Genomic DNA, 23857 nt, shown 5'->3' with positions numbered 1-23857 from the left:
ACTTGGCCGCTCGGCTCGCTAGCTTCGGCCTTTCATGACCAACGCTACCGGCACCCACCATTTCGTACCTGATCCGCGCAATGCGGAGGTCCTGATCGATATTAATGGCGAGCATGTGCCGCGGCCACAGGCGAGCGTGTCTGTGTTCGATAGCGGCTTTATGCTCGGCGACGGAGTGTGGGAGGGGTTGCGCGTCCATCAGGGGAGGATCGCTTTCCTCGACCGACATCTCGACCGCCTCTATCGCGGGGCCAAGGCGATCGCGATGGACGTTGGTCTGGCCAAAGAGGCGATGGAGCGGCGCCTCTATGCGCTGCTCGACGCCAACGGGATGGGTGGCGACGGAGTCCACATCCGACTGATGGTGACGCGCGGCATTCGCTCGACCCCATACCAGGACCCTCGGGTCGTGATTTCGCCGCCAACCATCGTCATCATTCCCGAATGGAAGGCGCCCGTCCCGGAAACGGCGACGCGGATGCTCAAGCTGTTCACCGTCCATGTCAGGCGCGGCTATCCCGACGTGCAGGATCCCAAGCTCAACAGTCACAGTAAGCTGAATTGCATCACCGCTTGTATTCAGGCGGCCGAGGCGGGGGCTGACGAGGCATTGATGCTCGACCCGCATGGATTCGTCGCGACCTGCAATTCGACCCATTTCTTCATCGTTCGCGGCGGGGAAATCTTGACGTCGAGTGGCGATTATTGCCTCGACGGAATCACGCGCGGGCTGGTGCTGGAGGTGGCGCGCGAGGCGGGCATTGCGGCTTTTGAGCGCAACTTCTCGCTGACCGACGTTTATGGCGCGGATGAGGCGTTTACGACCGGGACCTTCGCCGGAGTAGCGCCGGTCGGCACCATTGATGGACGGGTAATCTCGAGCGAGCGCGGGCCGATGGTCGAACGGCTTCAGTCGCTCTATCTCGCGCGGCTGGAGCGAGACGTCGCGGGACGGGCGCGTCCTTGACCCATCGCATTGCCATGTGGTCGGGACCCCGCAACATCTCGACCGCGATGATGCGTTCCTTTTCCAGCCGACCCGACTGCTTCGTTTCCGACGAGCCTTTCTATGGTGCCTTCCTGAAAGAGACCGGCGCCGACCATCCGATGGCCGAGGAAGTCATTGCGTCGATGGAGACCGATTGGCGCAAGGTCGCCGAAGCGCTCGCGGGTGATCCGCCCGATGGCTCGCCGGTCTGGTACCAGAAGCATATGGCGCATCACATGGTCGGGCCGATTGCGCCCGACGATCTTGAAGGGCTGACCCACGCCTTCCTTATCCGCGACCCACATCTGATGGCGGCATCCTATGCGAGGAAGCGCGAAACGGTCACGTCAGCGGACCTAGGGCTGCGCCTGCAGCGCGAGTTTTTCGATCGCGAGTGCCAACGACTGGGCCACGCTCCACCGGTCATCGACAGCGCCTACGTGCTTGCTGAGCCGTCAGGCGTGCTCTCGCAATTGTGCTGGGCACTGGGCATTTCTTGGGACCCGGCGATGCTTAGCTGGCCTGCGGGCCGCCATCCGCAAGACGGAATATGGGCATCGCACTGGTACGGACACGTCGAAGCCAGCACTGGATTTGAAAGCCCGGACTTTACCGACCCACTCCCGCTCGCCCCGGCATTGCAGGCCGTCGCCGATGCCTGCATGGACGACTACCTGCACCTTTCCCGATTTGCCCTGAGGAACGCCTAAATGATTCGAACCGTAGCCCTCCTTGCCGCTGCCCTCCTTGCCTCCACCGCCGCCTCAGCGGCGACGGTGGTTACCGCGGACCGCTATCTAGACGTTTTGACCGGCCGCTATGTCGAGCATCCGGCGATTTTCATTGGCGATGACGGACGGATCAGTTCCATCGGCGACGCACGGACAGTGCGTTGGGCTGCCGACGTCAAGCATATCGACATGAGCGGCAAGACGCTGCTCCCCGGCCTGATCGACATGCATACCCATCTGGGGCCCGCGAATATCGGCGGTTACCGCTTTCTCGAATATACCGACAGCTTCTGGCCGGTCGTCGCGACCAGCACGGCCCGGGACATGCTCAATGGTGGCTTCACGACCATGCGCGTCGTCGGTTCCGGCGACTGGGTCGACGTCGGCCTGAAGCAGGCGATCGAGGCCGGCTATGTCGTTGGCCCGCGCATCGTGCCCGCGGGCCATGCGCTCGGCGCGACCGGCGGCCATTGCGACGATACTTACCTGCCTCCGAATGCACAGAAGAAGGAAAAGGAAGAGGGTATCGGGGACAGTCCGGAGGAACTGAAGTATCAGGTGCGTCGACAGCGCAAGTTCGGCGCCGAGGTGATCAAGGTTTGCGCGACCGGCGGCGTGTTTTCCCGTGGCGACACCCCTGGGCAGCAGCAGCTAACCGAAGACGAGCTGCGCGCGATTGCCGATGAGGCACATATGGCTGGCCTGCGGGTCGCGGCGCACGCCCATGGCGCGGACGGCATCAACGCCGCGATCCGCGCCGGAATCGATACGATCGAACATGCAAGTTTGCTCAATGACGAGAGCATCCGGCTGGCCAAGGCGCGCAGCCGGCCGGTCTGGTTCTCGATGGATATCAAGAATACCGACTACACCCAGGCGGAAGGCCGCAAGAACGGCGAACTCGAGGAGAATATCCGCAAGGATTATGAGATCGGCCAGATCCAGCGCGACAATTTCCGCAAGGCGAACCAGGCAGGCGTTCGAATGGTCTTCGGGTCCGACGCCGGGGTCATGCCTCACTCGATGGTTGGCCAGCAGTTCGCGGTTATGGTCACTTATGGGATGACGCCGCTGCAGGCGATCCAGGCTGCGACCCGAAATGCCGCAGAGGCGCTTGGCCGCGAAAGTGACGTCGGCGTGATTGCTGTCGGACGCTACGGCGACCTTGTCGCTGTAAGCGGCGATCCGCTCCAGAACGTCCGCCTGCTTGAGGCCCCGGAAGCGGTCATCAAGGGAGGGGCATTGATCTCGCGGGATCGCTGATCAAGGGATCGATCACTCCTATCGAGAATTGCCATTGAACCTTAGGCGCGCGTCGAGGTTATGTCGCCAATGTCAAAGCTCGATCCACAACATGTTCGCCGGCAATTTGCCCAGGCAGTCAACATGACCGCATCGGAGCTGGCCGAATGGCTGGAGACGCCGGAAAGCCACGTGGTCGGCTTCAAGCGCCCAGGATCCACCGAAAGCGTCGGCCACGCCAGCGGGCGCCGGATCGTTTCCATCCTCGCTAAGAAGGCGCATGAGGTGACCGGCGACGATATCGCCCATATGCGCAAGGTCGTCGGCTATGTGCATCGTCATCGAGCCCAACGCCCGGAGAATATCTATACGTCGCGCTGGCGCTATTCGCTGATGAACTGGGGTCACGACCCGACCAAGGAGGCGTGAATGAACGGCTATCACGACGACATCGAGCATCAGACTACGAGCAACTCCGACTTCCGCCGCGTACTCTATACAGGCCATCACCTGCAGCTGGTGCTGATGACGCTTCAGGCCGGGGAGGAAATCGGAGCCGAGATTCACAAGGATCGCGACCAGTTCTTTCGGTTCGAGGAGGGACGCGGGCAGGTCGATATCGACGACAACACCTATGATGTCGTGGATGGCAGCGGCGTGATTGTGCCCGCCGGGGCACGACATAATGTCCGGAACACCGGCGATGACCCGCTCAAGCTTTACACGCTTTATGGCCCACCCGAGCATAAGGATGGCGTAGTCCAGTCGACCAAGGCCGACGCCGATGCGCGCCATTCTCATGAGGAATGGGACGGTCGCGCAACCGAGTAGCTATTTCCGTTCGTATGTGCCGACTAATTCCGTCCGGCCAATAAGGTGGCCGGCGGCCAGCGCTTCTATCTGGGCAGCACTCGGCTTCGGACCGGCTCCTAGCTTGTCGACATTGAGCGCAAGCAGTTTGAACCGATAGCGGTGCAACCCGTGGCCCTTCGGTGGACAGGGGCCGCCGTAGCCGGCCTTGCCGAAGTCGTTGGTCGCTTGGAGAATTCCCTCGCCAATTAAGCGGGCATTGGCGGGAATGTCATATGCGGCCCAGTGACGGAATGTGCCACCCGGCGCATCAGGATCGTCTACGATCAATGCGAAGCTATGGGTGCCTTCGGGTGGCTCAGACCAGGTCAGTGGGGGTGGTCGGTTGACGCCGTCGCAAGTGAATTGGGATGGGATTGCCTGTCCGCTGGCAAAGGCTTCGCTCGTCAAGGCAAATGTCGAAAGTGCGGTTTTTTCCATCGGTCCCTCTCCGCGTGCTTCGCTTGCGGTTCGGCTTCTCGCCCCGCAGCTTGCGAGAGACATGAGCAACAGCGCGGGCGCTAGCCGCTGAGACGTCGCCGTTTTCATTATGCTGTAATCAACGTGCAGTGAGACCGGGCAGTTCCTCCAGTTGCGTCCCGCCGACGCCTGCTTAAGTTGCCCCAAAACGAATCCGGGGAGAGCCATTTTGTTCAAGTTGTTGATGGGATCGGCGCTGGCAGCGTTGGCGGTGTCGAGTGCGCAGGCCGCGCCGACCTATATCCATGCGGGGAGATTGATCGACGTACCGGGCAAGGCGGTTCGTGGGCCATCGACGATTGTCGTCGACAATGGACGCATCGTATCGGTCACCGAAAGGCTGACGCAAGTAGAGCCAGGCGCGACATTGATCGACCTCAGCTCAAAGACGGTGCTGCCCGGGCTGATCGACAGCCATGTTCACCTGTCGTCCGATTGCGGTGGGGAACAGGGACTTCTCGCCGAAGTCCGGGAAGAGCCGCAAATGCACGCGCTTGAGGCGCAATGGAACGGGATGAAGACGCTCCGCGCCGGATTTACAACCGTGCGTAATCTTGGCGACGATGGCGCCACTCTGGCGCTTCGTGAAGCCATCAAAAGGGGCTGGGTCCAGGGTCCACGGATCATCGATGCCGGTCAGTCGATTTCGACCACCGGAGGACACATGGATGGCCGCGGCGCACTCAACGACGCGCTTGTGGCGCAGCTGCGCGAACCGGAAAACCTCTGCGACAGCGTCGAAAGCTGCCGTAAGGTAGTTCGTCGTCAGGTCGACCGCGGCGCGGACGTGATCAAATTCGCCACCACTGGCGGGGTCAATAGCGGTACGGGCCTTTCGACGCGCATGTATGAGGATGAAGCGCGAGCGCTGGTCGACACTGCCCATGCCTATGGTCGCAAGGTCGCGGTGCATTCCCACGGCGCTGACGGCACCAAGCTTGCGCTGCGCGTGGGAGCGGACTCGATCGAGCATGGCACGGTGATGGACGACGAGATCATTCGCCTGTTCAAGGCGAGCGGCGCCTATTACGTCCCGACACTGTCGACCGTGAATGGCTATATCGAACGTCTTGCGAAAGACCCCAACGCCTACACGCCCGAGGTGAGGAAACAGATCGATTGGCGGATCGGCATCACCGGCCAATCACTGGCCAAAGCCTATCCCGCCGGCGTCAAGATCGCCTTCGGCACCGATGCCGGCGTCTCAAAGCATGGCCGCAATGCCGAAGAGTTCGAACTGATGGTCAAATTTGGCATGCCGCCGGTGGAAGCAATCAAGGCCGCAACCGTCAATGCTGCCGATTTGCTGGGCGTGGCGGCGGAGGCAGGGACGATCGAACCCGGAAAGTCGGCGGATATCATTGCGGTGACAGGCGATCCGCTGAGCGACGTCAAGCTCCTCAAGAGCGTCGACTTCGTGATGGCGCGTGGTGAGGTCGTGGTCGGGGGGTAATCCCCACCCCCGTTGACCCGCAAGGCATTCCCCCGTAATGGGCCGCTCGTCCGGAGGGCTGGCGATTCTTCGCCCACCCCCTCGGACAAGAGCTGAACATTGCTCAACGACGTGAGGGCCGGGTGGCCGAAAGCCGCCAGGCGTTCGCGCTTTTGCGTTGCGCAAAGTAACCGCCGGAATGCTCCGGCAACGAAAGGTGAAGGCTTCATGCCGACGATCAACCAGCTGATCCGCAAGGGTCGCGAACCGCAGAAGGCCAAGTCGAAGGTCCCTGCGATGGAGCAGAATCCGCAAAAGCGCGGCGTCTGCACCCGTGTCTATACCACCACCCCGAAGAAGCCGAACTCGGCGCTGCGGAAAGTCGCCAAGGTGCGCCTGACCAACAGCCGCGAGGTCATCAGCTACATTCCGGGTGAGGGCCACAACCTGCAGGAGCACTCCGTTGTGCTTATCCGCGGCGGCCGTGTGCGCGACCTTCCGGGTGTGCGTTATCACGTGCTTCGCGGCGTCCTCGACACGCAGGGCGTGAAGGACCGCAGGCAGTCGCGCTCGAAGTACGGCGCCAAGCGCCCGAAATAAGCTGGATCGTCGGCTGCGCCGCTTGAGTGAGCTGGCGCGCCGCTCTGAAAGGAATTTCCTATGTCCCGTCGTCGTCGCCCGGAAAAGCGCGTCATCCTTCCCGATCCCAAGTTTGGGGATCTCGTCCTGTCGAAGTTCATGAATTCAGTCATGCTCGACGGCAAGAAGTCGGTAGCTGAAAGCATCGTCTACACGGCGCTCGAGAACGTCGAGGCCCGCCTCAAGAAGGACCCCATTCAGGTCTTTCATGATGCGCTAAACAATGTGAAGCCGGGCATCGAGGTCCGCAGCCGCCGCGTCGGCGGTGCGACCTACCAGGTCCCCGTCGAAGTGCGCACCGAGCGCGCGCAGGCGCTGGCAATCCGCTGGCTGATCTCGGCGGCGCGCAGCCGTTCTGAAAAGACCATGTCCGGCCGACTGTCGGGCGAGTTGATGGACGCGTCGCAGAACCGCGGCAACGCCGTCAAGAAGCGCGAAGACACGCACCGCATGGCCGAAGCCAACCGCGCCTTCTCGCACTACCGCTGGTAATTTTCGTACCTATATCATGGCGGACCGGCCCGGCCGGTCCCCCATAAATTCAAGGAAGCTCAGACCATGGCCCGCAGCCATCCGCTCGACCGCTATCGCAACATCGGCATCATGGCCCACATCGATGCCGGCAAGACGACCACGACCGAGCGCATCCTCTATTACACCGGCAAGTCCTACAAGATCGGCGAAGTGCATGAAGGCACCGCCACCATGGATTGGATGGAGCAGGAGCAAGAGCGCGGGATCACCATCACCTCCGCGGCGACGACCTGCTTCTGGCGTGCCGATGAGGGCAAGGGCGAAGAGCACCGCATCAACATCATCGATACCCCGGGCCACGTCGACTTCACCATTGAGGTAGAGCGTTCGCTGCGCGTGCTCGACGGTGCCGTTGCTTGCTTCGACGGCGTTGCCGGTGTCGAGCCGCAATCGGAGACCGTCTGGCGGCAGGCCGAGAAGTATAACGTTCCGCGGATGTGCTTCGTCAACAAGCTTGACCGCACCGGCGCCAATTTCGAGCGCTGCGTCGACATGATCAAGGATCGTCTCGGCGCGCGCCCGGCCGTGCTTTACCTGCCGATCGGCATCGAGGGCGGCTTCAAGGGCCTGGTTGACCTGGTCGAGAACCGCGCGATCATCTGGCTCGACGAGAGCCTGGGCGCGAAGTTCGTTTATGAAGAAATCCCGGCCGATCTCGCCGACGCCGCTGCGACTGCTCGCCAGGAGCTGATCGAAATGGCCGTCGAGCAAGACGACGAGGTCATGGAGCATTACCTCGAGGGTACCGAGCCCGACATCGCCACGCTGAAGAAGCTGATCCGCAAGGGCACGCTGAACTTCTCGTTCGTGCCGGTGCTTTGCGGCTCGGCGTTCAAAAACAAGGGCGTGCAGCCGCTGCTCGACGCGGTCATCGACTATCTTCCTTCGCCGCTGGACATTCCGCCGGTCGAGGGCCTCAAGATGGACGGCGTGACCACCGACACCCGTGCACCGGCCGACGATGCGCCCTTCTCGGCGCTGGCGTTCAAGATCATGAACGACCCGTTCGTCGGCACGTTGACCTTCGCGCGCATCTATTCGGGCAAGCTCGAGACGGCGAGCCAGGTGACCAACTCGGTCAAAGATAAGAAGGAAAAGGTCGGTCGCATGCTGCTGATGCATGCCAACGACCGTGAAGACATCCAGGTCGCTTACGCGGGCGACATCGTTGCGCTGGCGGGCCTCAAGGACACCACCACCGGTGATACGCTGTGCGCGGCCAATGCCCCGATCATCCTTGAGCGGATGGAATTTCCTGATCCGGTCATCGAGGTTGCGGTGGAGCCGAAGACCAAGGCCGACCAGGAGAAGATGGGCATCGCGCTCAATCGTCTCGCTCGCGAGGACCCGTCGTTCCGCGTGACCTCGGACCATGAGTCGGGCCAGACCATCATCAAGGGGATGGGCGAGCTTCACCTCGAGATCCTGGTCGACCGCATGAAGCGCGAGTTCAAGGTCGAGGCCAATGTCGGTGCGCCGCAGGTCGCCTATCGCGAATATCTCGCGAAGCCAGTCGAGCTAACCTACACTCACAAGAAGCAGTCGGGTGGTTCGGGCCAGTTCGGCGAAGTGCGCGTCAACCTCGTCCCCGGCGAGCGCGGCTCGGGCTTCCAGTTCTTCGACGAGATCAAGGGCGGTAACGTTCCCAAGGAATATATCCCCTCGGTCGAGAAGGGCATGCGCGAGACCGCCGAGACCGGTTCGTTGATCGGCTTCCCGATCATCGATTTCGAGGTCCACCTTACCGACGGCAAGTATCACGACGTCGACTCGTCGGCGCTGGCATTCGAAATTACCGGTCGCGGAGCAATGCGCGAAGCCGCCCAAAAGGCCGGCATCAAGCTGCTCGAGCCGATCATGAAGGTCGAGGTCGTCACTCCCGAGGAATATCTGGGCGACGTCATCGGCGACATGAATTCTCGTCGTGGCCAGATCCAGGGCACCGACAGCCGGGGCAATGCCCAGACAGTCGAGGCAATGGTCCCGCTGGCCAACATGTTCGGCTATGTGAACCAGCTGCGTTCGTTCACCCAGGGCCGGGCGCAATACTCGATGCAGTTCTCGCATTATGACGAGGTGCCGCAGAACGTCGCCGACGAAGTGAAGGCGAAGCTGGCGTAACCTATAATTTGTCGCTAAGGGCGCGCTCGCAACTAGGGCGAGCGCCGCCCGAATTACCTTAAGAGAAGAAGAGGCGTAAAATGGCGAAGGCGAAATTTGAGCGGACGAAGCCGCACTGCAACATCGGCACCATCGGTCACGTGGACCACGGCAAGACGTCGCTGACCGCGGCGATCACCAAGGTGCTGGCCGAGACCGGCGGCGCGACCTACGTCGACTATGCGAACATCGACAAGGCTCCGGAAGAGCGCGAGCGTGGCATCACCATCTCGACCGCTCACGTCGAGTATGAGACCGACAAGCGCCACTATGCGCACGTCGATTGCCCGGGCCACGCCGACTATGTGAAGAACATGATCACCGGCGCTGCCCAGATGGACGGCGCGATCCTGGTGGTTTCGGCCGCTGACGGCCCGATGCCGCAGACCAAGGAGCACATCCTGCTGGCGAAGCAGGTCGGCGTTCCGACCATGGTCGTCTTCCTGAACAAGGTCGACCAGGTCGACGATCCCGAGCTGCTCGAGCTGGTCGAGCTCGAAATCCGCGAGGAGCTTTCCAAGCGCGATTTCGACGGCGACAATATTCCGATCATTTCCGGTTCGGCGCTCGCCGCGCTCGAGGACAAGAATCCCGAGATCGGCCGTGAGGCGATCCTCAAGCTGATGGCCGCCGTTGACGAGTGGATCCCGCAGCCGGAGCGTCCGCTGGACAAGCCGTTCCTGATGCCGATCGAAGACGTGTTCTCGATCTCGGGCCGTGGCACCGTCGTCACCGGCCGTGTCGAGACCGGCGTGGTCAAGGTCGGCGAGGAAGTCGAAATCGTCGGCATCCGCGACACCCAGAAGACCGTCGTCACCGGCGTTGAGATGTTCCGCAAGCTGCTCGACCAGGGCCAGGCCGGCGACAACATCGGCGCGCTGATTCGCGGCATTGGCCGTGAGGACGTCGAGCGTGGTCAGGTCCTGTGCAAGCCGGGCTCGATCAAGCCGCACACCGACTTCTCGGCGGAAGTCTATGTCCTCTCGAAGGACGAGGGCGGCCGCCACACGCCGTTCTTCGCCAACTACCGTCCGCAGTTCTACTTCCGCACGACCGACGTGACGGGCGAAGTGGTCCTGCCGGAAGGCACCGAGATGGTCATGCCGGGCGACAACGTCACGCTTGGCGTCAAGCTGATCGCTCCGATCGCCATGGACCCGGGTCTGCGCTTCGCAATTCGCGAAGGCGGCCGGACCGTCGGCGCAGGGGTTGTCGGTTCGATCTCGAAGTAATATAGGGCGCGGGCCGCGCGATTCTCGCACACGGGAAATGAGCGGCCCGCAACCAGTTTTCAGTTGAGCGCGGCGTCGGCCGGACGGCCAGTGTCGCGCTTGGCTTTTTATGTAAGGGTAATGCCTTCGGCTGAAGGCGGCACTCAGGCTCTTTCGCATCGGTAAGTGGACATGGAAACGCAAAACATCCGGATTCGCCTCAAGGCCTTTGATCATCGCGTGCTCGACCAGGCAACTGGCGACATCGCTGATACGGCTCGGCGCACGGGTGCTCTTATCCGCGGTCCCATTCCGCTGCCGACGCGCATCGAGAAGTTCACCGTCAACCGTTCGCCGCACGTCGACAAGAAGTCGCGCGAGCAGTTTGAGGTCCGCACCTACAAGCGGCTCCTGGACATCGTCCAGCCGACGCCGCAGACGGTCGACGCTTTAATGAAGCTCGATCTCGCCGCGGGTGTAGACGTAGAGATCAGGCTAGCCTAAGGGGCTGGCACCGCGGCCAGATTCGGCCGCACGATCCTGACTTAAGGATCGACGTGGCGCTTAAGAAAGCGCCGCAACGGATCAAGGGATACCGCGGAACGCCCTTCAAGGCATTCCGGACTGCGTCCCCCGCATCCCGTTCACGCGGGAATGGCCCAAGCGGGGCACGCATAGTTTCACGGGCCGCACGCCCCCGATCGCGAGAAGCGGGACGGGGCCTCTGTAGGAGTGTGGATCATGCGCACTGGCGTGATCGCTAAGAAGATGGGGATGACCCGCCTGTTCCAGGCGGACGGGCGCCATGTGCCCGTCACCGTTCTCCAGCTTGAAGACGTACAGGTCGTTGGCCGCCGCGAGAAGGATCGCGACGGTTATACCGCCGTCCAGCTGGGCGCCGGTACGGCCAAGGCGAAGAATGTCAACAAGCCGCAGCGGGTGGCCTTCGGCAAGGCCGAGGTCGAGCCTAAGGCTCGCGTGGTCGAATTCCGCGTCGCCGAGGATGCGCTCCTCGATGTCGGTGCGACGATTACCGCCGATCATTTCGTTGCCGGCCAGATGGTCGACATTTCGGGCGTGACCCAGGGCAAGGGCTTTGCCGGCGCGATGAAGCGCTGGAACTTCGGTGGTCTTCGCGCCACTCACGGCGTTTCCGTTTCGCACCGTTCGCACGGCTCGACCGGTAACCGCCAGGATCCGGGCCGCGTCTTCAAGAACAAGAAGATGGCCGGCCACATGGGTGCGCGCAATCGCACCCAACAGAACCTCGAGATCGTCCGTACGGACGCCGAGCGCGGCCTGTTGTTCGTCAAGGGCTCGGTCCCCGGCTCCAAGGGTGGCTGGCTGACCGTTTCAGACGCGATCAAGCTGCCGCGTGACGAGCGTGCGCCATATCCGGCCGGCCTCCTCGAGAATGCCGCCGAGATCGTTGTCGAGCACGCCCCGGCGGGGTTCGTCGACGAAGCGGCGGTGCACGAAATTCCGGCGCTTCCCAGCGATGAGGAAGTGAAGGCGATCGCAGCCGAGCAGGAAGCTGGCGCTGCGGAAGTTCAGGACTCGGACGCGGAGGGCGAAACGCCTGCCGCCGACGAGAGCAAGGAAGGCTAAGCGATGAAGGTCAAGGTTCAGACCCTCGACGCCAAGGCTGGCGGCGACATCCAGCTCGACGACGAAGTGTTCGGCGTCGAGCCGCGCGCCGACATCCTGCACCGCGTTGTGACGTGGCAGCTCATCAACCGTCGCGCTCCGGCGCGTGCGGCTCGTGAGCGCGCTGACGTCGCTCGCACGGGCAAGAAGTTCGGTCGTCAAAAGGGTGGCGGCACGGCTCGTCACGGCGATCGCCGCGCTCCGATCTTCATTGGCGGCGGCAAGGCACACGGCCCTCGGGCTCGCGTTTTCACCTCGAGCCTCAACAAGAAGGTTCGGGCGCTTGGCCTGAGGATGGCGTTGTCGGCCAAGGCGAAGGGCGGCCAGCTCATCGTCCTCGACAATCTCGACATGGGCGAGGAAGCGAAGACCAAGGCATTGCAGGCGAAGCTCGGCAAGCTCGGCTTCGGCAAGACCGCGCTGGTGATCGATGGTGACGCGCTCAACGTCGGCTTTGCCCGCGCTTCGTCGAACCTGGAGGGGATCAACCTTCTCCCGGCGATTGGCGCCAACGTCTACGACATCATGCGCCACGAGACGCTGGTCCTGACCCGCGCCGCGGTTGAAAAGCTGGAGGCCCGGTTCAATGGCTAAGAAGCAGGCAGCAGGGGCGGTCGATATCCGCCACTATGACATCGTGCTCGCGCCGCACATCACCGAGAAGTCGACCATGTTGTCGGAACATAACGCGGTGGTGTTCAAGGTCGCTGGCACGGCGTCCAAACCCGAGATCAAGGCGGCCGTGGAAGCGCTGTTCGGCGTAACCGTGACCGGCGTCAACACGATCGTGACCAAAGGCAAGACCAAGAAGTGGAAGGGCAAGCCCTACACGCGGTCTGACTCGAAGAAAGCGATCGTCACGCTGGCCGAAGGCCAGTCGATCGACATTACGGAAGGGGTCAAGGCGTAATGGCTCTCAAGCAATATAAGCCGACGAGCCCGGCCCGCCGTGGCCTGATCCTCGTCGACCGGACGCAGCTCTACAAGGGCAAGCCGGTGAAGGCGCTGACCGAAGGCAAGACCAAGACCGGTGGCCGCAACAACAAGGGCCAGGTCACCTCGCGTGGCATCGGCGGCGGTCATAAGCAGCGTTATCGCCTGGTCGACTTCAAGCGTCGCACCTGGGACGTTTCGGCGACCGTCGAGCGTCTCGAATATGATCCGAACCGTTCGGCATTCATTGCGCTTGTCACCTATGAAGGTGGCGAGCAGGCTTACATCATTGCGCCGCAGCGCCTCGCGCCCGGCGACAAGGTCGTGGCCGGCAAGAAGGTCGACGTGAAGCCCGGCAACGCAATGGAGATCGGCCAGATGCCGGTCGGCACCATCGTCCACAATGTCGAGCTGAAGCCCGGCAAGGGCGGCCAGATCGCTCGCGCGGCAGGCACCTATGTGCAGGTCGTCGGCCGCGACAAGGGCATGGTCATCGTCCGCCTGAACTCGGGTGAGACGCGCTATGTTCGCTCCGACTGCATGGCGACCGTTGGCGCGGTGTCGAACCCCGACAACGCCAACCAGACGCTGGCCAAGGCCGGACGTACCCGCTGGATGGGCAAGCGCCCGCTGACCCGCGGCGTCGCCAAGAACCCGGTCGACCACCCGCACGGCGGTGGCGAAGGCCGGACTTCGGGCGGCCGTCACCCGGTTACCCCGTGGGGCAAGCCGACCAAGGGTGCTCGCACCCGTCACAACAAGGCGACCGACAAGTTCATTATCCGGTCGCGTCACGCGAAGAAGAAGGGCTAACCGAGATGGCTCGTTCCGTTTGGAAAGGTCCGTTCGTCGAGCTTTCGCTCCTGAAGAAGGCAGAAGCCGCTCAGGAGGCAAGCAAGCGCGCGCCGATCAAGACCTGGTCACGTCGTTCGACCATCCTGCCGCAGTTCGTCGGCCTGACCTTCAATGTCTACAACGGCCGCAAGTTCGTGCCGGTGTCGGTCAATGAGGACATGGTTGGCATGAAGCTTGGTGAATTTGCGCCGACGCGCTTCTTCCCGGGCCACGCTGCCGACAAGAAGGGTAAGCGCTAATGTCCAAGCCCGCATCCCCCCGCAAGGTCGGCGATAAGGAAGCGCTTGCCGTCGGCACCATGATCCGTGGTTCGGCGCAGAAGCTCAACCTCGTCGCGGGCCTGATCCGCGGCCGCAAGGTCGAGGAAGCGCTCAATATCTTGAAGTTCTCGACCAAGGGCATGGCGCCCGAGGTGGCGAAGGTACTCGCTTCGGCGGTCGCCAACGCCGAGAACAACCACAACCTTGACGTCGATGCGCTCATCGTCGCCGAAGCGTCGGTCGGCAAGTCGATCACCATGAAGCGCTTCGCGACCCGCGCTCGCGGCCGCTCGACCCGTATCGAGAAGCCGTTCAGCCGCCTTCGCGTCGTCGTTCGCGAGCAGGAAGAAGCGTAATGGGTCAGAAATCGTCTCCCGTCGGCCTTCGTCTCCAGATCAATCGGACCTGGGACAGCCGCTGGTTCGCTGAGGGTCAGGACTATGGCCGTCTGCTGCTCGAGGATCTCAAGATCCGCCAGTATATCTTCAAGACGCTGCCTCAGGCGGCGATCTCGAAGGTCGTCATCGAGCGCCCGGCCAAGCTGTGCCGCATTTCCATCTATGCCGCCCGCCCCGGTGTCATCATCGGCAAGAAGGGCAGCGATATCGAGAAGCTGAAGAAGCTGCTCGGCAAGATGACCGGGTCGGAAGTCAGCCTGAACATCGTCGAGATCCGCAAGCCGGAGATCGACGCGCGCCTCGTCGCGCAGGGCGTCGCCGACCAGCTCGAGCGTCGTATCGCTTTCCGCCGCGCCATGAAGCGGGCCGTTCAATCGGCACTTCGGCTCGGCGCTGAGGGCATTCGTATCACCTGCGCCGGCCGTCTGGGCGGCGCGGAAATCGCGCGCACTGAATGGTACCGCGAGGGTCGCGTTCCGCTGCACACGCTGCGTGGCAACGTCGATTACGCCGAAGCGCAAGCGCACACCGCTTACGGTGTCTGCGGCGTCAAGGTGTGGGTCTTCAAGGGCGAGATCCTCGGCCATGACCCGCTCGCTCAGGACCGCCTCATGATGGACGCTCAAACGTCGGGCGTCCGCCCGGCGCGCGACGATCGCCGCTAAGGAACTAAGGACATGCTGCAACCGAAACGCACCAAGTTCCGCAAGGCCTTCAAGGGCCGGATTCACGGCAACGCCAAAGGCGGCACCGAGCTCAATTTCGGCTCGTTCGGCCTGAAGGCGATGGAGCCGGACCGGATCACTGCGCGCCAGATCGAGGCGGCCCGCCGCGCGATCACGCGTCACATCCGTCGTCAGGGTCGCTTGTGGATCCGCATTTTCCCGGACGTCCCCGTGTCGTCGAAGCCGGCCGAAGTCCGCATGGGCTCGGGCAAGGGTTCGCCGGAATTCTGGGTAGCCCGCGTGAAGCCGGGCCGCATCCTGTTCGAGCTGGACGGCGTTCCCGGCCCGCTCGCCAAAGTTGCCTTCGAGCGCGCCGCCGAAAAGCTGCCGATCAAGGTCAAGGTCGTCGCCCGCCTGGGTGAATCGATGGTTGAGGAAGACTGATCATGGCCAAGAAGGAAAATCTGGTTGTGAAGACCGAGGACCAGCTGGCAACCCAGCTGGCGGAATTGAAGCGCGAGCAGTTCAACCTGCGCTTCCAGGCCGCCACCAACCAGCTCGAGAAGCCGAGCCGGGTTCGCGAGGTGCGCCGCACCATCGCCCGGATCAAGACGCTGCAGTCCGACCGCGCTCGCGCGGCGGCCAAGGCGTAAGGAGTATTTGAGATGCCGAAGCGCGTCCTCACTGGCACCGTGGTGTCGGACAAGGGTGACAAGACGGTGGTGGTCCGTGTCGAGCGGCGGGTGAAGCACCCGCTCTATGGCAAGATCATCAAGCTGTCGAAGAAGTATCACGCCCACGACGAAGGCAATGCCTATAAGTCGGGCGAGCAAGTGCGCATCCAGGAGTGCGCGCCGGTTTCCAAGCTGAAGAGCTGGACCGTGCTCGATCGTATTGGCGCCGCCCCCGCGGAAGTGGCCGATATCGTCGAGACCGATGTCTCGAAGCCGGTCGCGGTGGCCAAGCCGGCCACCCCGGCCAAGGCTGAAAAGGGCAAGGCCAAGAAGGCCGAGCCCGAAGCAACCGAAGCATAAGGAAGGACTGAACTCATGATCCAGATGCAGTCCAACCTAGAGGTTGCGGACAACAGTGGCGCCAAGCGCGTTCAGTGCATCAAGGTGCTGGGCGGATCGAAGCGCCGCACCGCTGGCGTTGGCGACATCATCGTCGTCAGCGTCAAGGAAGCCGCTCCGCGCGGCCGCGTGAAGAAGGGCGACGTTCACCGTGCGGTGATCGTGCGCACCGCCAAGGACATCCGCCGTCCCGACGGCTCGGTGATCCGCTTCGACACCAACGCGGCAGTGCTGGTGAACAAGAACGAAGAGCCGATCGGCACCCGTATTTTCGGGCCGGTGGTTCGTGAGCTGCGCGCGAAGAAGCATATGAAGATCATTTCGCTCGCGCCGGAGGTGCTGTGATGTCGGCCGCGAAGATCCGCAAGGGTGACAAGGTCGTGGTCCTGTCGGGCCGCGACAAGGGCAAGACGGGCGAAGTCGTCACGTCGATGCCGAAGGACGGCAAGGTGATCGTGTCGGGCGTCAATGTCGCGACCCGTCACCGCAAGCCGACCCAGCTCAATCCGCAGGGCGGTCTCGAGCGCAAGGAAGCGCCGATGCACGTTTCGAAGGTCGCGATCGTCGACCCCAAGGACGGCAAGGCGACCCGCGTCCGTTTCGAGTTTGCCAAGGACGGCAAGAAGGTCCGCGTTGCTGCGCGGTCCGGGGAGAAGATCGATGGCTGATGCGAAGTACACGCCGCGTCTGCGCAAGGACTATGACGAGCGCATCGCCAAGGCGATGACCGAGAGGTTCGGCTACAAGAATGCTCTTGAAGTGCCGAAGCTCGAAAAAATCGTCATCAACATGGGCGTCGGCGAGGCGACCCAGGACAAGAAGAAGGTCGAGCAGGCCGCGGCTGAGATGGAAAAGATCTCGGGCCAGAAGCCGGTGATCACCAAGGCGAAGAAGTCGATCGCTCAGTTCAAGCTGCGCGAAGGCATGCCGATCGGTTGCAAGGTCACCTTGCGCCGCGAGCGTATGTACGAGTTCCTCGACCGGCTGGTCACGATCGCCCTCCCGCGCGTTCGCGACTTCCGTGGGCTGAACCCCAAGTCGTTCGACGGCCGCGGCAATTACGCGATGGGTCTCAAGGAACAGATCGTGTTCCCGGAGATCAACTATGACCAGATCGAAAAGGTCCGGGGCATGGACGTCATCATCACCACGACCGCGAAGACGGACGAGGAAGCGCGCGAATTGCTGCGCCTCTTCAACTTCCCCTTCCCGGCCGACGAACAGAAAGAAGCCGCGTAAGCGGCGCTGGAGAACTTAAGTCATGGCGAAACTGAGTTCCGTGAACAAGAATGAGCGTCGCAAAGCGCTCGTCGCGAAGACCGCGGCGAAGCTTGCGAAGCTCAAGGCGAAAGCGAACGACACGTCGGTCGATGAGACCGAGCGCCTGATCGCGCGCCTGAAGATGGCCGAGCTGCCGCGCAACGGCAACCCGACCCGCATCCGCAACCGCTGCGAGCTGACCGGCCGTTCGCGCGGATATTATCGCAAGTTCCGCCTGTCGCGGATCATGCTCCGGGAAATGGGCAATAAAGGCCTGATTCCCGGTCTCACCAAGTCGAGCTGGTAAGGGCACGCTATGCCGATGACCGATCCTTTGGGTGATATGCTCACCCGCATTCGCAACGGCCAGCAGGCGCGCAAGGATTCAATCCTGACGCCCGCTTCCAAATTGCGTTCCCACGTGCTCGATGTGCTTCAGCGCGAAGGCTATATCCGCGGCTATACCGAGGAAGAGCTTGCCGGCCAGAAAGGCCTGCGCATCGAGCTGAAATATTTCGAGGGCCAGCCCGCGATCCAGCATCTGGCTCGCGTGTCGAAGCCGGGTCGCCGCGTCTATTCGGGCGCTCGCGAGCTGCCGCGCATTCGCAACGGGCTGGGCATCACCATCGTTTCGACGCCTCGCGGCGTTCTGTCGGACGCGGAAGCGCGCGATCAGAATGTCGGCGGCGAAGTACTGGCGGAGGTGTTCTAATGTCCCGCATCGGTAAAAAGCCGGTCGCGATGCCTTCGGGCGTTTCGGCCACTGTCGAGGGCCAGACCCTGACCGTGAAAGGCCCCAAGGGTACGCTGTCGATGCAGCTGCTCGACGACCTGGTTAAGTATGAGATCGCCGAAAGCGAAATCCGCGTGACGCCGCTTGTCGACGCGCAGCGCAACCGCGCCGCGTGGGGCATGCAGCGCACCAACGTGCAAAACCTGGTGACTGGCGTCACCGAGGGCTTCAGCAAGGTGCTCGAGATCACCGGCGTCGGCTACCGCGCCCAGGCTCAGGGCAAGAACCTGAAGCTGCAGCTCGGCTACAGCCACGACGTCAACTTCGCCGTGCCTGAAGGTGTCGACGTCAAGACCCCGGACAATACTACGGTCGAGATCAGCGGCATCGACAAGCAGAAGGTCGGCCAGGTGGCCGCCGAAATCCGCCGCTGGCGTAAGCCGGAGCCCTACAAGGGCAAGGGCATCAAATATCGCGGCGAGTATATCTTCCGCAAAGAAGGCAAGAAGAAGTAAGCCATGGCTAAACTCTCTCTCTTCGATCGCCGCCGGCGCCGTGTCCGCACCGCGCTTCGTGCGCGCGCCGCGGGCAAGCCGCGTCTGTCGGTTCACCGCTCAGGCAAGCATATCTATGCCCAGGTCATTGACGATGCTGCCGGCAAGACGCTGGTTTCGGCCTCGACGCTGGATAAGGATTTGCGCGGCAAGACCAGCGCAACTCGCGACGGTGCTGCCGAAGTCGGCAAGACCCTGGCCGAGCGCGCCAAGAAGGCGGGCGTTTCGGCGGTCGTGTTCGACCGCGGCGGCTTCCTGTTCCATGGTCGGGTAAAGGCCCTGGCCGATGCCGCCCGCGAAGGCGGATTGGAGTTCTAAATGGCTGACGAAAACGAAACCCCGCAGGTGGAAGCTCCCACCGAAGCGACTGCCGAGCCCCAGGTTCCGGTTGAAGCCGCTCCGGCTGAGGCCGCTCCCGGCGCTCCGGAAGGCCGCGAAGCTCGCGGTCCGCGTGGCGGCCGTGGTCGTGGCGGCGGTGGCCGTGACAATCGCGGCGGCAACCGCGGTCGTCGCGACGATCGCCGTGGCGGTCGCGGTGGCGACGACGAGGGTGGCGAGGAGCTGATTGAAAAGCTCGTTCACATCAACCGCGTCTCCAAGACTGTGAAGGGCGGCAAGCGCTTCGGTTTTGCCGCGCTGGTCGTGGTTGGCGACGGCAAGGGCCGCGCCGGCTTCGGTCACGGCAAGGCTCGCGAAGTGCCGGAAGCCATCTCCAAGGCGACTGCGGCCGCCAAGAAGGCGATGATCCGCGTTCCGCTGCGCGATGGCCGCACGCTGCATCATGACGGCAAGGGCCACTTCGGCGCCGGCAAGGTCGCGGTTCGCGCCGCTCCGGCCGGTACCGGTATCATTGCCGGCGGCCCGATGCGCGCCGTGTTCGAGAGCCTTGGCGTCCACGACGTGGTCACCAAGTCGGTCGGCACGTCGAACCCCTACAACATGATCCGTGCGACCTTCGAGGCGCTGAAGGATCAGACCAGCCCTCGTTCGGTCGCGCAGCGCCGTGGCAAGAAGGTCGCCGACCTTCTCGGTCGTGGCGGCCTGGCCGCCGCCGAGGCGGAAGCGACCGCCGACGCGGTCACGGAGTAATCAGTGATGGCCAAGATCAAGATCACCCAGACCGGATCGCCGATCCGCCGTCACAAGACCCAGCGGGCGACCCTCGTCGGCCTGGGCCTCAACAAGATGCATCGCACGGTTGAGGTCGAAGCCACGCCGGAAGTGCTCGGCCAAGTGCGCAAGGTCGCGCACCTGCTGAAGGTCGAAGACTAACCATTTGAGTATCGGGGCCGGCGGCTCAGCCGACCGGCCTCATGCGCGACAAAAGCGAAAGCGAGTGCAAGACATGACTATCAAGATCAACGAACTCCGCGACAATCCTGGTGCCCGCAAGAGCCGCGTTCGCGTCGGTCGCGGCATCGGTTCGGGCCTGGGCAAGACCGCTGGCCGCGGTCAGAAGGGCCAGAAGAGCCGCTCCGGCGTTTCGATCAAGGGCTTCGAGGGCGGCCAGATGCCGCTCCACATGCGGCTGCCGAAGCGTGGCTTCAACAACATCTTCGCCAAGGATTATGCCGAGGTGAACCTTGGCGCCGTCCAGAAGCTGATTGATGCCGGCAAGATCGACATCAAGGGTGTGCTTGACCATGGCGCGCTGAAGGCCGCTGGCTTGGCGCGTGGGGGCAAGGACGGCGTCCGCCTGCTCGGCAAGGGCGAATTGAAGACCAAGATCAGCTTCAAGGTCGCCGGCGCGTCGAAGGGCGCGATCGAGGCGGTCGAAAAGGCTGGCGGCAAGGTTGAGATCCTGGAGAAGAAGGATAGTGCCGCGTTGGCCGCTGCCAAGAAGGGCAAGGCTCGCGAGGCGCGGTTGGCCGACAAGGCAGCCAAGAACTCTGCGGCGAAGGCCTGACTGCTTTCTAAGGATTGGGGGCTTCGCAACGGCCTTCCAGTGACTATATCGGGCGGCGGGGGGCTGATGCCCGTCGCCGCCTAAATTTTTCTAGGGATAATCGATGGCATCCGCAGCCGAACAGTTGGCAGCCAATATTTCGCTGGCAAGTTTCTCCAAGGCGACCGAGCTAAAGAAGCGCCTGTGGTTCACGCTTGGGGCGCTGGTGCTATTCCGATTGCTTTCATTCGTCCCGATCCCAGGCATCGACCCGCGCGCGCTGGCTTCGCTGTTCCAGACGCAGCAGGGCGGCGTGCTCGACTTCTTCAACACTTTTTCTGGCGGCAGCCTGTCGCGCATGTCGATCGTCGCACTTGGCGTGATGCCTTACATCACCGCCTCGATCGTCGTGCAGTTGGGCGCCTCGCTCTACGAGCCCTGGAAGGTGCTCAAGAAAGAAGGCGAGACGGGGCGCAAGAAGCTCAACCAATATACGCGCTACCTGACCGTGCTGCTGACGACGGTTCAAGGCTATTTCATCGCCGTTGGCCTCGAAGGCTGGGCGGCGACCCAGGGCGTCGCCGCAGTGGTCGAACCCGGAATGCTGTTCCGCGTCGCTGCAACGATCAGCTTGGTCGGCGGAACCCTATTCCTGATGTGGATCGGCGAGCAGATCACCAGCCGCGGCATCGGCAACGGCGTTTCGCTGATCATCATGGCCGGAATCGTGGCCTCCATGCCGCGGCACCTGGCCCAGCTGTTCGAGGGCGGTCGCTCCGGAACGCTGGACCCGATCCTGGTCTTCGGCATCGTGATCGCCGTGGTCGTGCTGGTCATGTTCATCTGTTTTATGGAGCGCGCCCAGCGTCGGGTTCTGATCCAATATCCCAAGCGCCAGACGGCCCGGGGAATGATGCAGCAAGAGCGCAGCCATTTGCCGCTCAAGATCAACACGGCGGGGGTAATTCCGCCGATCTTCGCTTCGTCGCTGCTGCTGATGCCGCTGACGGTCCTCCAATTCGCCGGTGGCAGAGCGGGCCAGCCCGACAATTCGTCGAGCGACTGGCTGATCACCGTAAGCACCTATTTGCAGCATGGAGCGCCGCTCTACCTGCTGCTTTACGCATCCGGCATCATCTTTTTCTGCTTCTTCTACACCGCGGTGCAGTTCAACTCCGAGGAAACCGCGGAGAATCTGAAGCGTCATGGCGGCTTCATTCCCGGCATTCGTCCCGGCAAGGCGACCGAGCATTATTTCGATTACTTGCTCAACCGTATCACCGTGATCGGCGCTGCCTACCTCACGACGATCTGCCTCATTCCGGAGATTGCGCTCAGCCAGGCGGGGGTTCCCTTCTACCTGGGAGGCACCAGCTTGCTCATCGTGGTCAATGTGACAATGGACACGGTCAGCCAGATTCAGAGCCACTTGATCGCGCACCAATATGGCGATCTGATCAAGAAGGCGAAGTTGAAGGGTGGGCGCCGCCGGTAACGGTGTCGCCGCGCCAACGGGGAGGGCTTCAAAAGTGGACATTATCCTGCTGGGGCCTCCGGGGGCGGGCAAGGGAACCCAGGCGCAGCGGCTGCAGCGCAATCGCGGCATGATCCAGCTGTCGACCGGCGACATGCTTCGCGAAGCTGTTGCCAAGGGTACGCCGACCGGGCTCAAGGCCAAGGCGGTCATGGAAGCGGGAGAGCTGGTTTCGGACGCGATCGTTTCCGCGCTGATTGGCGAGCGGCTAGACAGCGCGGGCGATCACGGGGCCATCTTCGACGGATTTCCGCGCACGAAGCACCAGGCGCAGGCGCTCGAGATCCTGCTCGGCGAGCGGGGCCGCAAGCTCAACCATGTGATCGAACTGATCGTCGATGAGGAAGTGCTGGTCGACCGTATTATAGGCCGCTTTACCTGCGCGACGTGCGGCGCGGGCTATCATGACAGCCTCCACCGGCCAAAGGTTGAAGGCACCTGCGATGTCTGCGGCGGCCATGAATTCAAGCGGCGCCCCGACGACAACGAGCAGACGGTTCGCACCCGCATGGCCGAATATCGCGCCAAGACCGCACCGATCCTTCCCTACTATGAAGAGAAGGGGCTGGTCCGACGGATCGATGGCATGGGTAGCGTCGAAGAGGTTGCAGCGGCGATCGACGCCGTTCTCGATAGCTAGACAAACCGGTTCGTCATTGCGAGCGTAGCGAAGCAATCCGGCGATACCTGGATTGCCGCGTCGCTGCGCTCCTCGCAATGACGAGAAGGGGGTTGTTATGCGGTTCCTGTTTTTAGGTCTCACTGCCCTATTCGCCACTCCTGCCGCCGCTGAAGTGATCAGCGCCGAGCCGCATGGCTTTGAGATTCAGCATGTCGTTAATCTCGTCATTCCCCAACCAAAGGCCTTCAGCGCGTTCGGTGAGGTCGCGCAGTGGTGGTCCAAGGACCATACCTACTCCGGCGATGCGGCGCGATTGTCGCTGCAGATGCGACCGGGGGGCTGCTTCTGCGAAACGCTGGAAGGCGGCGGTGGGATCGAGCATTTGCGGGTCGCCTACCTTCAACCCGGCGAGCGGGTGGTGTTGACTGGCAGTCTCGGGCCGTTGCTCTACGAAGCCACGACAGGCGTGATGGACGTCAAGGTTGAGCGAATCGCGGGCGGATCGCGCGTCACGATGAATTACCGCGCTGCGGGTTTTGCCAACGGCAACGCGGAAAAACTGGCAACTGCGGTCGACCAGGTGCTGGGTGAACAAATGAAGCGGTTCCGCGTGTTTGCGGCGGGAGGAGCGCCGAAGCGTTAGGCCTTGGCTTTTACCAATGTCACCGTACGCCAGGCGGGCGTGCCGGCTGTTGGCATATGGTCTTCGCTGGCGACTTCCCGCCAGCGCTCGCTCGAACGGAGGTCGGGCATCGTCACGTCGCCATCGACCTCTGCAATCACCTCGGTCAATTCGATCTTGTCGGCAAGCGGCTCAAACAGTCCGAAGATCGCCGCGCCGCCGATGACCGAAATCGGCGTCGATCCTGCCGTCTTGATCGCGCTATCGACGTCATACGCCACCTCGACCCCTTCAACCTGCCAGTCGTGATCGCGAGTCATGACGATGTGCCGGCGACCCGGGAGGATTCCGGGAAGGCTGTCGAAGGTCTTGCGTCCCATGATCATCGCGCTGCCCATTGTCAGCGCTTTAAACCGCTTCAAATCGCCGGGAATGTGCCAAGGCAGCCGATTATCCTTGCCGATGACGCCATTGATAGCACGGGCGAGGACAATGGTAATTGGAGGGCGGGCCATGGCGGCACCTTGCCTCGGACGCCCGCCTTTGCAAA

The 23857-nt window shown here is 62.7% G+C and carries 35 protein-coding genes and 1 pseudogene; 34 read left to right on the top strand and 2 right to left on the bottom strand.

Annotated elements, in window-relative coordinates; all coding sequences use genetic code 11:
• The first annotated feature begins 34 nt into the window (after positions 1-34).
• The 5 genes from LVY65_RS10985 to LVY65_RS10965 all read left to right on the top strand — a co-directional run bounded on the left by LVY65_RS10985 (position 35) and on the right by LVY65_RS10965 (position 3792).
• Entirely contained in the window at positions 35-967 is a 933-nt protein-coding gene (locus tag LVY65_RS10985) for an aminotransferase class IV (RefSeq protein WP_235068274.1), read from the top strand.
• Between the two features lie 14 nt (positions 968-981).
• Positions 982-1698, top strand: coding sequence for a sulfotransferase-like domain-containing protein (locus tag LVY65_RS10980; RefSeq protein ID WP_268828741.1), 717 nt, complete (start codon positions 982-984; stop codon positions 1696-1698).
• Positions 1699-2982, top strand: coding sequence for a Xaa-Pro dipeptidase (locus LVY65_RS10975; RefSeq protein ID WP_235068269.1), 1284 nt, complete (start codon positions 1699-1701; stop codon positions 2980-2982). It begins immediately after the preceding gene.
• Between the two features lie 69 nt (positions 2983-3051).
• The gene (locus LVY65_RS10970; RefSeq protein ID WP_235068268.1) at positions 3052-3390 is read left to right on the top strand and encodes a DUF3140 domain-containing protein; all 339 of its coding nucleotides are present in this window, start codon (positions 3052-3054) and stop codon (positions 3388-3390) included.
• Complete coding sequence (locus tag LVY65_RS10965) at positions 3391-3792, top strand: cupin domain-containing protein (RefSeq protein ID WP_235068267.1); 402 nt, start codon at positions 3391-3393, stop codon at positions 3790-3792. It abuts the gene before it with no gap.
• On the opposite strand, the gene LVY65_RS10960 is transcribed toward LVY65_RS10965, so the two are convergent.
• A complete protein-coding gene (locus tag LVY65_RS10960; protein WP_235068265.1) occupies positions 3793-4251 on the bottom strand; it encodes a YbhB/YbcL family Raf kinase inhibitor-like protein in 459 nt (152 codons plus the stop codon).
• 208 nt (positions 4252-4459) lie between these two features.
• Between LVY65_RS10960 and LVY65_RS10955 the strand changes: the two genes are divergently transcribed.
• The 29 genes and pseudogenes from LVY65_RS10955 (at position 4460) to LVY65_RS10815 (ending at position 23328) form a co-directional block, all read left to right on the top strand.
• Positions 4460-5743, top strand: coding sequence for a metal-dependent hydrolase family protein (locus LVY65_RS10955; RefSeq protein WP_235068263.1), 1284 nt, complete (start codon positions 4460-4462; stop codon positions 5741-5743).
• Between the two features lie 207 nt (positions 5744-5950).
• A complete protein-coding gene (gene rpsL / locus LVY65_RS10950; RefSeq protein ID WP_235068262.1) occupies positions 5951-6322 on the top strand; it encodes a 30S ribosomal protein S12 in 372 nt (123 codons plus the stop codon).
• Positions 6323-6382: 60 nt separating this feature from the next.
• Positions 6383-6853 carry a 30S ribosomal protein S7 gene (gene rpsG, locus LVY65_RS10945; RefSeq protein WP_235068261.1) on the top strand — a complete coding sequence of 157 codons (471 nt, stop codon included), beginning with the start codon at positions 6383-6385 and terminating at the stop codon, positions 6851-6853.
• A 66-nt stretch (positions 6854-6919) separates the two neighbouring features.
• The gene (gene fusA, locus LVY65_RS10940) at positions 6920-9016 is read left to right on the top strand and encodes an elongation factor G (protein WP_235068259.1); all 2097 of its coding nucleotides are present in this window, start codon (positions 6920-6922) and stop codon (positions 9014-9016) included.
• An 80-nt stretch (positions 9017-9096) separates the two neighbouring features.
• Complete coding sequence (gene tuf / locus LVY65_RS10935; RefSeq protein ID WP_235068257.1) at positions 9097-10287, top strand: elongation factor Tu; 1191 nt, start codon at positions 9097-9099, stop codon at positions 10285-10287.
• Positions 10288-10458: 171 nt separating this feature from the next.
• Positions 10459-10770 (top strand): 30S ribosomal protein S10, encoded by a 312-nt coding sequence (gene rpsJ / locus LVY65_RS10930; protein ID WP_235068254.1) that lies wholly within the window; start codon positions 10459-10461, stop codon positions 10768-10770.
• A 237-nt stretch (positions 10771-11007) separates the two neighbouring features.
• Positions 11008-11874 carry a 50S ribosomal protein L3 gene (rplC, locus tag LVY65_RS10925; protein WP_235068253.1) on the top strand — a complete coding sequence of 289 codons (867 nt, stop codon included), beginning with the start codon at positions 11008-11010 and terminating at the stop codon, positions 11872-11874.
• A 3-nt stretch (positions 11875-11877) separates the two neighbouring features.
• A complete protein-coding gene (gene rplD / locus LVY65_RS10920) occupies positions 11878-12507 on the top strand; it encodes a 50S ribosomal protein L4 (protein ID WP_235068252.1) in 630 nt (209 codons plus the stop codon).
• Complete coding sequence (locus tag LVY65_RS10915) at positions 12500-12823, top strand: 50S ribosomal protein L23 (RefSeq protein ID WP_235068250.1); 324 nt, start codon at positions 12500-12502, stop codon at positions 12821-12823. Before rplD ends, LVY65_RS10915 begins: the two co-directional genes overlap by 8 nt.
• Complete coding sequence (rplB, locus tag LVY65_RS10910; RefSeq protein WP_235068248.1) at positions 12823-13659, top strand: 50S ribosomal protein L2; 837 nt, start codon at positions 12823-12825, stop codon at positions 13657-13659. The genes LVY65_RS10915 and rplB overlap by 1 nt, the downstream gene beginning before the upstream one ends.
• 5 nt (positions 13660-13664) lie before the next feature.
• Positions 13665-13940, top strand: coding sequence for a 30S ribosomal protein S19 (gene rpsS / locus LVY65_RS10905; RefSeq protein ID WP_119531602.1), 276 nt, complete (start codon positions 13665-13667; stop codon positions 13938-13940).
• Positions 13940-14317, top strand: coding sequence for a 50S ribosomal protein L22 (rplV, locus tag LVY65_RS10900; protein ID WP_235068247.1), 378 nt, complete (start codon positions 13940-13942; stop codon positions 14315-14317). Before rpsS ends, rplV begins: the two co-directional genes overlap by 1 nt.
• Positions 14317-15024, top strand: coding sequence for a 30S ribosomal protein S3 (gene rpsC, locus LVY65_RS10895; protein WP_235068246.1), 708 nt, complete (start codon positions 14317-14319; stop codon positions 15022-15024). Before rplV ends, rpsC begins: the two co-directional genes overlap by 1 nt.
• A 12-nt stretch (positions 15025-15036) precedes the next feature.
• On the top strand, positions 15037-15468 hold the full coding sequence (gene rplP / locus LVY65_RS10890; RefSeq protein WP_235068245.1) for a 50S ribosomal protein L16: 432 nt from the start codon (positions 15037-15039) through the stop codon (positions 15466-15468).
• Between the two features lie 2 nt (positions 15469-15470).
• Entirely contained in the window at positions 15471-15677 is a 207-nt protein-coding gene (gene rpmC / locus LVY65_RS10885) for a 50S ribosomal protein L29 (RefSeq protein ID WP_235068242.1), read from the top strand.
• Positions 15678-15689: 12 nt separating this feature from the next.
• Positions 15690-15935: pseudogene (gene rpsQ, locus LVY65_RS10880) on the top strand (30S ribosomal protein S17); the annotation flags it as partial.
• A gap of 138 nt (positions 15936-16073) precedes the next feature.
• Entirely contained in the window at positions 16074-16442 is a 369-nt protein-coding gene (gene rplN / locus LVY65_RS10875; protein WP_235068240.1) for a 50S ribosomal protein L14, read from the top strand.
• On the top strand, positions 16442-16765 hold the full coding sequence (rplX, locus tag LVY65_RS10870; protein ID WP_235068238.1) for a 50S ribosomal protein L24: 324 nt from the start codon (positions 16442-16444) through the stop codon (positions 16763-16765). The genes rplN and rplX overlap by 1 nt, the downstream gene beginning before the upstream one ends.
• Entirely contained in the window at positions 16758-17336 is a 579-nt protein-coding gene (rplE, locus tag LVY65_RS10865; protein ID WP_235068235.1) for a 50S ribosomal protein L5, read from the top strand. The genes rplX and rplE overlap by 8 nt, the downstream gene beginning before the upstream one ends.
• A gap of 22 nt (positions 17337-17358) precedes the next feature.
• Complete coding sequence (gene rpsN / locus LVY65_RS10860; protein WP_235068232.1) at positions 17359-17664, top strand: 30S ribosomal protein S14; 306 nt, start codon at positions 17359-17361, stop codon at positions 17662-17664.
• Between the two features lie 9 nt (positions 17665-17673).
• A complete protein-coding gene (rpsH, locus tag LVY65_RS10855) occupies positions 17674-18069 on the top strand; it encodes a 30S ribosomal protein S8 (protein WP_235068230.1) in 396 nt (131 codons plus the stop codon).
• On the top strand, positions 18069-18605 hold the full coding sequence (gene rplF / locus LVY65_RS10850) for a 50S ribosomal protein L6 (RefSeq protein ID WP_235068228.1): 537 nt from the start codon (positions 18069-18071) through the stop codon (positions 18603-18605). The genes rpsH and rplF overlap by 1 nt, the downstream gene beginning before the upstream one ends.
• A gap of 3 nt (positions 18606-18608) precedes the next feature.
• Positions 18609-18962 carry a 50S ribosomal protein L18 gene (gene rplR / locus LVY65_RS10845; RefSeq protein ID WP_235068227.1) on the top strand — a complete coding sequence of 118 codons (354 nt, stop codon included), beginning with the start codon at positions 18609-18611 and terminating at the stop codon, positions 18960-18962.
• Positions 18963-19733, top strand: a complete 771-nt coding sequence (gene rpsE, locus LVY65_RS10840) for a 30S ribosomal protein S5 (RefSeq protein WP_235068225.1) — start codon at positions 18963-18965, stop codon at positions 19731-19733. It begins immediately after the preceding gene.
• Positions 19734-19739: 6 nt separating this feature from the next.
• Positions 19740-19916 (top strand): 50S ribosomal protein L30, encoded by a 177-nt coding sequence (gene rpmD / locus LVY65_RS10835; RefSeq protein ID WP_037499835.1) that lies wholly within the window; start codon positions 19740-19742, stop codon positions 19914-19916.
• 79 nt (positions 19917-19995) lie between these two features.
• Positions 19996-20550 (top strand): 50S ribosomal protein L15, encoded by a 555-nt coding sequence (gene rplO / locus LVY65_RS10830; RefSeq protein WP_235068665.1) that lies wholly within the window; start codon positions 19996-19998, stop codon positions 20548-20550.
• Between the two features lie 103 nt (positions 20551-20653).
• Positions 20654-22024: a preprotein translocase subunit SecY gene (gene secY, locus LVY65_RS10825; RefSeq protein ID WP_235068224.1), complete on the top strand. Its 1371-nt coding sequence runs from the start codon at positions 20654-20656 to the stop codon at positions 22022-22024.
• A 34-nt stretch (positions 22025-22058) separates the two neighbouring features.
• Entirely contained in the window at positions 22059-22703 is a 645-nt protein-coding gene (locus LVY65_RS10820) for an adenylate kinase (protein ID WP_235068222.1), read from the top strand.
• 97 nt (positions 22704-22800) lie between these two features.
• On the top strand, positions 22801-23328 hold the full coding sequence (locus LVY65_RS10815; RefSeq protein ID WP_235068221.1) for an SRPBCC family protein: 528 nt from the start codon (positions 22801-22803) through the stop codon (positions 23326-23328).
• Here LVY65_RS10815 and LVY65_RS10810 read toward each other — a convergent pair.
• Entirely contained in the window at positions 23325-23822 is a 498-nt protein-coding gene (locus LVY65_RS10810; protein WP_235068219.1) for a dihydrofolate reductase, read from the bottom strand. The two genes, LVY65_RS10815 and LVY65_RS10810, sit on opposite strands and share 4 nt — an antisense overlap.
• Between the last annotated feature and the right edge of the window lie 35 nt (positions 23823-23857).

This window comes from Sphingomonas cremea (assembly GCF_021502585.1).
Lineage (GTDB): Bacteria > Pseudomonadota > Alphaproteobacteria > Sphingomonadales > Sphingomonadaceae > Sphingomicrobium > Sphingomicrobium cremea.
Note: the sequence above shows the minus strand (reverse complement) of the source record. Positions and strands in the feature narration are given on the sequence as shown.

What these genes read in the sequence shown, in the direction of transcription:
- rpmD (WP_037499835.1), top strand. Translation starts at nt 19,740, where the DNA reads ATGGCCAAGATCAAGATCACCCAGACCGGATCGCCGATCCGCCGTCAC.
- rplE (WP_235068235.1), top strand. Translation starts at nt 16,758, where the DNA reads ATGGCTGATGCGAAGTACACGCCGCGTCTGCGCAAGGACTATGACGAG.
- rplC (WP_235068253.1), top strand. Translation starts at nt 11,008, where the DNA reads ATGCGCACTGGCGTGATCGCTAAGAAGATGGGGATGACCCGCCTGTTC.
- rplF (WP_235068228.1), top strand. Translation starts at nt 18,069, where the DNA reads ATGTCCCGCATCGGTAAAAAGCCGGTCGCGATGCCTTCGGGCGTTTCG.
- rpsJ (WP_235068254.1), top strand. Translation starts at nt 10,459, where the DNA reads ATGGAAACGCAAAACATCCGGATTCGCCTCAAGGCCTTTGATCATCGC.
- LVY65_RS10965 (WP_235068267.1), top strand. Translation starts at nt 3,391, where the DNA reads ATGAACGGCTATCACGACGACATCGAGCATCAGACTACGAGCAACTCC.
- LVY65_RS10985 (WP_235068274.1), top strand. Translation starts at nt 35, where the DNA reads ATGACCAACGCTACCGGCACCCACCATTTCGTACCTGATCCGCGCAAT.
- LVY65_RS10970 (WP_235068268.1), top strand. Translation starts at nt 3,052, where the DNA reads ATGTCAAAGCTCGATCCACAACATGTTCGCCGGCAATTTGCCCAGGCA.
- LVY65_RS10975 (WP_235068269.1), top strand. Translation starts at nt 1,699, where the DNA reads ATGATTCGAACCGTAGCCCTCCTTGCCGCTGCCCTCCTTGCCTCCACC.
- rpsG (WP_235068261.1), top strand. Translation starts at nt 6,383, where the DNA reads ATGTCCCGTCGTCGTCGCCCGGAAAAGCGCGTCATCCTTCCCGATCCC.
- LVY65_RS10815 (WP_235068221.1), top strand. Translation starts at nt 22,801, where the DNA reads ATGCGGTTCCTGTTTTTAGGTCTCACTGCCCTATTCGCCACTCCTGCC.
- LVY65_RS10810 (WP_235068219.1), bottom strand. Translation starts at nt 23,822, where the DNA reads ATGGCCCGCCCTCCAATTACCATTGTCCTCGCCCGTGCTATCAATGGC.
- LVY65_RS10960 (WP_235068265.1), bottom strand. Translation starts at nt 4,251, where the DNA reads ATGGAAAAAACCGCACTTTCGACATTTGCCTTGACGAGCGAAGCCTTT.
- rplB (WP_235068248.1), top strand. Translation starts at nt 12,823, where the DNA reads ATGGCTCTCAAGCAATATAAGCCGACGAGCCCGGCCCGCCGTGGCCTG.
- rpsS (WP_119531602.1), top strand. Translation starts at nt 13,665, where the DNA reads ATGGCTCGTTCCGTTTGGAAAGGTCCGTTCGTCGAGCTTTCGCTCCTG.
- rplX (WP_235068238.1), top strand. Translation starts at nt 16,442, where the DNA reads ATGTCGGCCGCGAAGATCCGCAAGGGTGACAAGGTCGTGGTCCTGTCG.
- rplP (WP_235068245.1), top strand. Translation starts at nt 15,037, where the DNA reads ATGCTGCAACCGAAACGCACCAAGTTCCGCAAGGCCTTCAAGGGCCGG.
- rplN (WP_235068240.1), top strand. Translation starts at nt 16,074, where the DNA reads ATGATCCAGATGCAGTCCAACCTAGAGGTTGCGGACAACAGTGGCGCC.
- rpmC (WP_235068242.1), top strand. Translation starts at nt 15,471, where the DNA reads ATGGCCAAGAAGGAAAATCTGGTTGTGAAGACCGAGGACCAGCTGGCA.
- rplD (WP_235068252.1), top strand. Translation starts at nt 11,878, where the DNA reads ATGAAGGTCAAGGTTCAGACCCTCGACGCCAAGGCTGGCGGCGACATC.
- secY (WP_235068224.1), top strand. Translation starts at nt 20,654, where the DNA reads ATGGCATCCGCAGCCGAACAGTTGGCAGCCAATATTTCGCTGGCAAGT.
- fusA (WP_235068259.1), top strand. Translation starts at nt 6,920, where the DNA reads ATGGCCCGCAGCCATCCGCTCGACCGCTATCGCAACATCGGCATCATG.
- LVY65_RS10915 (WP_235068250.1), top strand. Translation starts at nt 12,500, where the DNA reads ATGGCTAAGAAGCAGGCAGCAGGGGCGGTCGATATCCGCCACTATGAC.
- rpsN (WP_235068232.1), top strand. Translation starts at nt 17,359, where the DNA reads ATGGCGAAACTGAGTTCCGTGAACAAGAATGAGCGTCGCAAAGCGCTC.
- rpsE (WP_235068225.1), top strand. Translation starts at nt 18,963, where the DNA reads ATGGCTGACGAAAACGAAACCCCGCAGGTGGAAGCTCCCACCGAAGCG.
- tuf (WP_235068257.1), top strand. Translation starts at nt 9,097, where the DNA reads ATGGCGAAGGCGAAATTTGAGCGGACGAAGCCGCACTGCAACATCGGC.
- rpsC (WP_235068246.1), top strand. Translation starts at nt 14,317, where the DNA reads ATGGGTCAGAAATCGTCTCCCGTCGGCCTTCGTCTCCAGATCAATCGG.
- rpsH (WP_235068230.1), top strand. Translation starts at nt 17,674, where the DNA reads ATGCCGATGACCGATCCTTTGGGTGATATGCTCACCCGCATTCGCAAC.
- LVY65_RS10980 (WP_268828741.1), top strand. Translation starts at nt 982, where the DNA reads ATGTGGTCGGGACCCCGCAACATCTCGACCGCGATGATGCGTTCCTTT.
- rplV (WP_235068247.1), top strand. Translation starts at nt 13,940, where the DNA reads ATGTCCAAGCCCGCATCCCCCCGCAAGGTCGGCGATAAGGAAGCGCTT.
- rpsL (WP_235068262.1), top strand. Translation starts at nt 5,951, where the DNA reads ATGCCGACGATCAACCAGCTGATCCGCAAGGGTCGCGAACCGCAGAAG.
- rplR (WP_235068227.1), top strand. Translation starts at nt 18,609, where the DNA reads ATGGCTAAACTCTCTCTCTTCGATCGCCGCCGGCGCCGTGTCCGCACC.